Consider the following 1527-nt stretch of genomic DNA (forward strand, 5'->3'; position numbering starts at 1 on the left):
AAAGACTATTTCTAGTCTATTTACTTTGGTTAATTGCTTCTTGGTAGTCAGTTAAGTTTTTAACATCGTCTTTATATTTTTCTACCATAAGTATATGTTGTTGGTTTAAATCTTCGATAGTTTTTTCGATATTTTCTTTACTTAATTTGATAGTATCAATTATAACTTCTACTTCTTGTCCATCAGGTGTTGACATTGGTTTAATACCACTTATTGCGTATAATTGTTGTTTCTTATCGTTTTTTCCATCTTTTTTAGCAATATATCTCATTTCTAATTTCCTTTCAAATATTTTGGACTACAATAACCAAATATGCAGTTTTTAGTTTGGACATAATCTTGCGTAATAACCGCGCGGACTTGGAGCATCCTGACGGGATATTCCATGTAAGTCCTGATTTGCATAACATCAAAAAAGAAAGCATAGGCTTGATAGAAGCTATGGGCGTGTTTATCTTGCCCGGAAGATTGTCCAAAGAAGCCGAAGAAATTAAAGACTTTTTGGTCGGGAAAAGCAATTTCAAAGAACTAAGCGATCCCAACCATCCTTTGATTGCGCATACGGGCATGATAGCCCAATTAATCAACGACCATGGCACCAATTTAAGCGATGAAGACGCTGGAGCCGCTATTGAAAAATATATCAATAAAGCGTGCGAGCGGATCTTAAAATGCACTGCGTTATTTAAAGACAACGAACAGGGCGAAAAAGCGTTTTTAGATTTTATGAAAAATTTGGGCTTTATATTAATAAACTAAAAAGCAAAAAACTACCGCGTCTTTTAAAAAAATAAATTAATAAAATCAAACCCGCTTATATATTTGTATAGCGGGTTTTCTTTTGTTTTAATATTCTATGGTTATAGTATTATCTAAAAAAATCCTAACGAAATAAGTATGGCTTTATTGACGCTCTCCATGGTTTTTTCGTCCAGTTCGCCTATTTTTTCCTTTAGGCGTCTTTTATCCAATGTGCGTATTTGTTCTAATAATATTACCGAATCCTTATTAAGTCCAAATTTTTCGCCTTTTAGTTCTATATGGGTGGGCAGTTTTGCCTTGTTTATTTGGCTTGTTATCGCGGCGGCTATAATCGTAGGGCTATGTTTGTTGCCTATATCGTTTTGAATTATCAATACAGGGCGCAAGCCGCCCTGTTCACTTCCTACCACCGGACTTAGGTCGGCGAAATATATTGAGCCTCTTTTTATGTTCGGTTTTTCCATTGCCACAATCCCCTATGTTAGCAAGCTCAAGATTAATTGCTCCCATTTCCTCATAACCCTTTGCAAACTCTTCTCGGTCTATACTATGCGAAGCCGATAAAAAAAGTTTCGCCCAATTGTTAAGATATTGCTCTTTGGTTATGCCTTGGCTTTGCGCTCTTCTTTCAAGTTCTAAATCCAGTTCTTTGTTAAGTTTTATTACATACTCTTTCATTAGATTATTCTCCCAAAAGAAATTTTTTAAACCTAAAAACAGCTTTGGATTTTTAGGCAATAAAACAAACATAGTCTGTTAGTTTGC

General features: G+C 34.8%; 4 protein-coding genes. 1 reads left to right on the forward strand and 3 read right to left on the reverse strand.

The annotated features are described in order from the left end of the window. Positions 1-16: 16 nt before the first annotated feature. On the reverse strand, positions 17-271 hold the full coding sequence (locus GX756_06880) for a hypothetical protein (GenBank protein NLC17582.1): 255 nt from the start codon (positions 269-271) through the stop codon (positions 17-19). A gap of 68 nt (positions 272-339) precedes the next feature. Here GX756_06880 and GX756_06885 point away from each other — a divergent pair, with 68 nt between their 5' ends. After that, entirely contained in the window at positions 340-759 is a 420-nt protein-coding gene (locus GX756_06885) for a hypothetical protein (GenBank protein NLC17583.1), read from the forward strand. Positions 760-872: 113 nt separating this feature from the next. Here GX756_06885 and GX756_06890 read toward each other — a convergent pair whose 3' ends face one another. Then, entirely contained in the window at positions 873-1226 is a 354-nt protein-coding gene (locus GX756_06890; GenBank protein ID NLC17584.1) for a type II toxin-antitoxin system PemK/MazF family toxin, read from the reverse strand. Next, entirely contained in the window at positions 1159-1440 is a 282-nt protein-coding gene (locus tag GX756_06895) for a hypothetical protein (protein ID NLC17585.1), read from the reverse strand. Before GX756_06895 ends, GX756_06890 begins: the two co-directional genes overlap by 68 nt. Positions 1441-1527: the final 87 nt, after the last annotated feature.

The organism is Clostridiales bacterium (assembly GCA_012512255.1).
Lineage (GTDB): Bacteria > Bacillota > Clostridia > Christensenellales > DUVY01 > DUVY01.